This is a genomic window from candidate division WOR-3 bacterium (assembly GCA_016867815.1).
In the GTDB taxonomy this organism is placed as follows: domain Bacteria; phylum Hydrothermota; class Tepidihabitantia; order Tepidihabitantales; family Tepidihabitantaceae; genus UBA2258.
In genome coordinates this window covers 1-5855 of record VGIR01000128.1, presented here as the reverse complement: position 1 = coordinate 5855, position 5855 = coordinate 1, and the positions used below count along the sequence as shown (strand labels likewise).

Here is a 5855-nt window from a genome sequence, read left to right as displayed (position 1 = left end):
CCTGCAATAGCTCCAAGGCATCCTCCTGATCCAGCGAAGCCAGCACCTGCCTGCCTGCCGACCTGACGTTCCGACTTGCAGCCGACGACCATCTCCGGTACTTTCTCACAGCGGTTCTCCTTTCATAACATTCAAACAACCCAGATGCTACCATCCGGGCAGGGGAACCGCTACTGATTTTCAACTAAGACAGGGACATCCTCTCAGGTATTGGGCCAGCAACAATGACTCAACCGGGCCTATCCCCTTTTCTGTCAGGGCTACAAAATCCCCTGCTTTATTGGGCCGCAACGCTTGTATTAGGCGATCGACGTCGACGAGGCCATAGTCCACGCCGCAGAAGAAGCTGTCGCGCCTCAAGCAATCGCATTTGTCTATGTCTATTGCGCTGTTTAGCGTACTGCTCAGCAGCTGGTCTCTTGGAGTTGATGCCTTGCCCTCAATGATTGCTGAAACCCGCCCCTTGTCTATGTCGTACTTCTCCAGCACCCTAGCTAGCTCCCCCGTCTCGAACATGGCAGACGCACGATGCTCATGGTCCGTCTTGAGTGACTGGAGTTCCTCTAGAGTGTGTGAAAAGGGGTAATGCCCCACGTCATGGAGGACACAGGCAGAGAGAAAGCACTTTTCGTCAACTGGATCCAGCACCACGCCACTGCAATCCCCAGGGTTCCTGAGCTGCGCCAGCACTCGTTGACCGAGGTGGTATACTCCGAGCGAATGGCCTAGTCTCGTGTGAACCGCACCTGGGAATACGAGTTGCGCCAGTCCCAATTGTGATACGAAACTGAGCCGCTCGAAAGCCTCGGTCCTTATGATTGCCGTGATGTAGTCGGGAAAACTGATATGGCCCCATACGGGGTCCCTTATGACGATAGAAGTCTTGCTGATGCCTGTCTCCTTTCCGATCATTTCGGTGATCTGCTCAAGGGCGTCCCACGCTCACTTCCTCGCCGGCTCTACCGGGCCCGTTTCTTGATGGTGCCGTGCTCGTTCATCACGCCGACGCCCGTGCCTTTGGTGTACTCCTTGGCGTCCTTGACTAGGTCGTTGGGAATGGCGAGGTAGCGGGCCTTGTCGGTGCCCTGTAGCTGCCTCACGCCCTCTTTGAACTTGTCGGGGTCTACCTCTACTTCAATCGCCTGTTTTGGGGTACGGATATCCACGCCTTTGTCCGGGTGATACACCGTGCCCTTCTTGGCTGCTATCTCTTTCGCGATGCGGTCGTGCTTGGTCACTCCCATAGTCAACCCCTTTCTAGCTAGACTTCCAACCTCAAACCTCCGCAGCTGGTCCCGAACTCGTGGACGGCCAGCGTGGATCGGACATAGCGGCGTGCAGTTCGGAGCCGAGCAGACGTGCATTACGGCGGTTCTCAGGCAGACCCTCGTGGTATGGCTGCAGATCGACGTGCAGCTCTTCTGCCCAGTCCGGGTAGGCGTTGCCAAGCAGGCCGAATGCCTGTCTCAGCCACTCCGCCCGCGCGTCCTTCCGACTGGAATGCTCATGTAACGTCTGATTCAGGTCGCCCTGCTGCGACAGACACAGCAGGAATCGTGCAAGCTCAGCCAGCAACCGCAGTCGCGCGGCTCGCTGCTGGTCGGTTGCAGCCTGAATGGCGACCTCGTCGGACTGGACCTTCATCTGCTGTATACGCGCTGCCGCCTCCGCCTCAGCGGCGCGAAGCGCCTCCTGGTATCGGGCGGGTTCAGGGCGAACGCCGTCCCACTCGGCAACGAGCTTCTTCAACTGGTGGCAGGACTGCACGTCGATGATCTCTGTTGGCGTCAACCACCTTGCGACGGACGCACGGAATGGTCCATCGGCGTTGGTGCCAATCACGAGGGGCAGCAATTCTCCCTTGTGCGCCAAGCGCCGCGCTACCTCGGCAACGAGATCAGACTCGGGTAGCAGGGCCTCAGCGTCTGGGTCGGCTTCCATCTCCTTGGGGGTGAAACCGAGTCGCCGCCTGCGGTTGCCAAGCTTGAGCGACCACGATGCGTCCTTGCGAGTCGCACCGACCGGCATATCCGGGTCGAGCAGTTCAAGCGCGGATAGGAGATCTTCCCGCGCGACGGGCGAGTCTGCCTTGACCCTCACTGCCTCGGCGGAGATGTAGGTCTCCTGTGCCAGGTCGTCGCGCTCCGCCTCGCGCGCGGCGGTCTCGACCTCGTCCTCGCCCAGTTTGCCGAGCAGCACGTCTCGGGCAACTGCCAGCACGGGCTGCATCGGGCCGACGAAGTGCTCGAACAGTCCGCAACGTCTCTGTAAAGCGCCATATACTCGGTCATCCACGCTGTCCTCAAGGAACAGGTTCACCACCTTCACGCTGTCTCTTGCCTGGCCGATACGGTCCGCGCGGCCGATGCGCTGCTCGACCCGGCTCGGGTTCCACGGCAGGTCGTAGTTCACCACGGCGCTCGCGGCCTGCAGGTTGAGCCCCTCGCTGGCGGCGTCGTTGCAGACCAGCACCTGCACCTCGCCCTTGCGAAGCGCCTCGGTGATGGCTTCCTTGCTGCAGTCGTACCACAGGCTGCCGTCCCAGCGCGCACCACCCTCGCCTGTAAAAGACCCGACTTCGGACGGATGGAATTCCCGGATGAAATCGCGCACGTAGTGAACCGTGTCCGTGTAGCAGGAAAAGACCAGCACGCGTCGACCCTCGTCGAGCAGTTCTTGCAGGATGGGCCAGAAGAAATCCCGCTTGCGGTCCCGGCTCCCTAGTGCAGTCAGCATGTTCTGCAGGCGTTCAATCTCCTCTATCTCGGACTGGGCATCTCGCGGATTGTCGGGAACGCCTGCCGGGATGCGTCCACTCGGAAGCTCCTCATCCTCATTGAGGAACCCACGCAGGTCCGGGTCTTCATCCGGCGGCAAGTACGAATCGTACGCCTGTTTGGAGACTACCCGCTGCAACAGTTCCTTTCTGTTCTTGAGAGACTCACCCAGTGCTCGTGGCGAACTCGATGCCCGTCGTCGATACACGGTTCTTACAAAGCCCTTGCCACCGCCGCCGGCGTTAAGACCGAATCGCCTCTCGATATAATCGGTTACCGCATCATATACCGCCCGCTCCTCGAACCCGCCCACTTCATCTTCATAGCGGAAGCGCCGGTCGTCCACCAGCCGCTTTGGGTGTCTACTTTCCAGAAGCCCGAGCGCGCGGTACTCGTCCAAGGTCTTGCGGGTGTTGCGGTGCATCCTCTGAGTCAGCGGTGACTGCTGCCTCAAGAAACGGGCCAACTCGCGCCTCTCCTGTCCCACTGCGAACGACAGGCGGTTGGATAGCTCTTCCGTTGAGCTGGCCTCTACACGCAGGAGCACGTCCGCGTCGCGGGTCAGATGCTCGGACACGGGTGCGTCGGTCTTGCTCAGTGCGGCGATGCAGCCATAGTACGACCGCACCCAAGCGAACTCGCTCAGCCACAGACCTCCAACACCGAGCACCGACATCAGGTCCCAAGGTTCCCACGGGTGAATCTGCATCGGTGTAGCGCTAAGTAGAAGGATGCTCTTCGCTTTGCCGGAAAGCTGTAGCTTACGGAGCAGATCGAGCAGCAGGTTGCCTGAGTTGAACTCGCCCTCTATGCCGCGCGCCCTGCGTGCCGCATGCGCTTCATCCATGAGCACCAAGTCCCAGTCCGGTCCTGCCAGAATCCGGTTCAGTTGTGCTTCGAGACGCGCCGTCTCGCGGCTCAGCAAGAGCACATCCTGTCGCAGCGCGTCCTGAAGCGGAACCGGCTCACTCGTGCCGTCGGCCCAGACCAGCCGTTCATTTTCGAACCGAGGCACAACCAGCCCGCCCTTCTCGCGCAACTCGTCCTGCCACTGCCCGAGCAGCCCAGCCGGAGCCAGAATCAGCACCCGCTCTGCCCCGCGTCCGGCCCTCAGTCTGCGGATGACCGCTATCGCCTCAATGGTCTTTCCCATCCCGACTTCATCACACAGCAGCCTGCCGGCAGGCCAGGCCGCGGCGGTGTCCTCGACCACATGCCGCTGGTGTGGCCAGAGGTCTACCATCATCGTAGCATCGCAAGCCCCGGCGCCGTTCGGCAGATACGCAGCCTCGCTGATGAATCGCCACACCATCGCTGCCTCCAGGCGCTTCCGATCAGCCCTTGGCTCGCGCACAGGCGGCTCAGTCGAGGCCAGTTTGATGAGTCTCTCCCTCAGCGCCTCGGGCAGTGGAACCGTGAAGACATAGGGGTCGTCGTTGCGCCACAGGCGTTCAAACTCCTCGCGGTAGTGGCTGTGGCGGGCTGGGTCGGACCTGGAAGTCGAGACCTCGACTTGCTCGTAGTTGGCAAGCAGGCCAGCCGCGGTTTCGTTTCCGCTGCCGGCAAAGACCACTGCCGCACCGTGGTCATCGGTCATGATACCGAACTTGGCATGAGCGATGCCGGTGCCCTGCCGCATCACACCGACTCTGACTTCAAGGAACCCGGCCTGAAGCAGCCACGTCAGCATCGAGAGACGTTCGCGCTCGTAGGCATCCTGCGGCGTCTTGAATCTGCTCTGGAGACGTTTGGCCAGCGCCTCAGCGTCGCCGCGTTCCACCAGAGCTTGTACGTCCGCCTCAGCAAGCTCCTCGTTGACCAGCAGCCGGACCGCAGGCCTGGGCGCATCCTTGTCCAGCCACAGCAGACGCTTGGTCAGGCCGCAAAAGCCCCGCGCGGCAGCGGCAAGGACCGAACTGGAGAAGTAGGAACAGCACCGGTCGTAGCGGACCGCCCGAGCCAGCCCCGGCTCGTAGAGCTTCTCAAGGAGCTCCCTGTCCGGGCCGCGTGTGAATCGCTGCCACTTGTGCCTGAGCAGGTTGCCCGGCTTGTATGCCCGCTTGGCCTTCCCGTCTTTCGCCACCCAAGCCACTAGGCTTCCTCCGATTCCTCCTCGGATTCCTCGGTGTCAGCTTCCATCTCGTAGTCCAGAGCTTCCCCTTCATGCGCTGCAAATGCGTCCAACTGCTCGGGCTTCGGCTTGTCCCAGTCCGGCGGCTCGATGCCGAACAAAGGCTCCAAGGCATCATGCCAGAACCTGAACTCGGGATACTTCGACCCTGCCGTGGCCTTCTTCTCGGGATGCCACATTGCCGGCGGCGCGGCCTTCACCAGCGCGGCCATCAGCCGTGCCACTGGTGATTCCTTGGTCCAGCCCTGGCGTCGGGCAAGAGTCTTGGCTTCTCCTATATCGAACCCGTCTCGCTTCACACCGGCCAGGGCCAGCGCATGGCAACCATCTATAGCGGTTCGGAACTCTGGGTCTTTCGGGTGTATCTTGCGGATGCCGGTCTTCTTCACTCGCACCTTCATCGGCTGGCCCATGTCGAGCTCCAGCGCCTCGGCCTCACGACGCTCCAGTGCACGCTCGCGGCGCCTCTCCGACGCTGGCGATATGCGGGTCCACTCGCCCTTCTTCACGACCAAACCTGCGTACTCCAACTGCGCAACTGGGCGGTTGACAGCAGTACCCATGAGACGCGCCTGGTCGAACTTGAACTCGGCGGCCCGCTGCACATCCCAGCAGAGCAGGACAAACTGGCTTTCGGCATCGAGGTCCTTCAACCCTTCAGGCACCAGCCTTGAGAGGCGCCACTCCATCACTGCCTCGGCCGCCAACTCCAAGATATGGCCTACGTCTACGGGGTCGCCCGTCTGCGTCTTCACTTCTGAGTACCGCGACAGAACCGACACGGCGGGGCCGAAAGACCCCACCAACTGGTCAACCGGGTTACTACGGAGAGCACTAAATGTTTGACAGCTTGAGGTCATGTTGCCGCATATCGGACGTGCTCTTCCGCAAAGTAACTCCTGACCACTTCTGGCTGGCGTTGCCGGCTGCGTAGGTAGGATCGGGCC

At 61.2% G+C, this 5855-nt stretch carries 4 protein-coding genes; all 4 read right to left on the bottom strand.

Features of this window, described 5'->3' with window-relative positions; all coding sequences use genetic code 11:
* Window positions 1-180: 180 nt before the first annotated feature.
* From FJY68_13025 to FJY68_13010, 4 genes are read right to left on the bottom strand one after another with little or no spacing between them, the layout of a single operon-like run.
* The gene (locus tag FJY68_13025) at window positions 181-912 is read right to left on the bottom strand and encodes an HD domain-containing protein (GenBank protein ID MBM3332747.1); all 732 of its coding nucleotides are present in this window, start codon (window positions 910-912) and stop codon (window positions 181-183) included.
* A 47-nt stretch (window positions 913-959) separates the two neighbouring features.
* Window positions 960-1238, bottom strand: a complete 279-nt coding sequence (locus FJY68_13020) for a hypothetical protein (protein ID MBM3332746.1) — start codon at window positions 1236-1238, stop codon at window positions 960-962.
* 37 nt (window positions 1239-1275) lie between these two features.
* Window positions 1276-4860, bottom strand: a complete 3585-nt coding sequence (locus FJY68_13015; GenBank protein ID MBM3332745.1) for a hypothetical protein — start codon at window positions 4858-4860, stop codon at window positions 1276-1278.
* A gap of 8 nt (window positions 4861-4868) precedes the next feature.
* Entirely contained in the window at window positions 4869-5663 is a 795-nt protein-coding gene (locus FJY68_13010; GenBank protein ID MBM3332744.1) for a hypothetical protein, read from the bottom strand.
* Window positions 5664-5855: the final 192 nt, after the last annotated feature.

Bases quoted from the DNA above. Each gene is read 5' to 3' on its own strand.
- FJY68_13025 (MBM3332747.1), bottom strand. From the start codon at position 912: ATGATCGGAAAGGAGACAGGCATCAGCAAGACTTCTATCGTCATAAGG.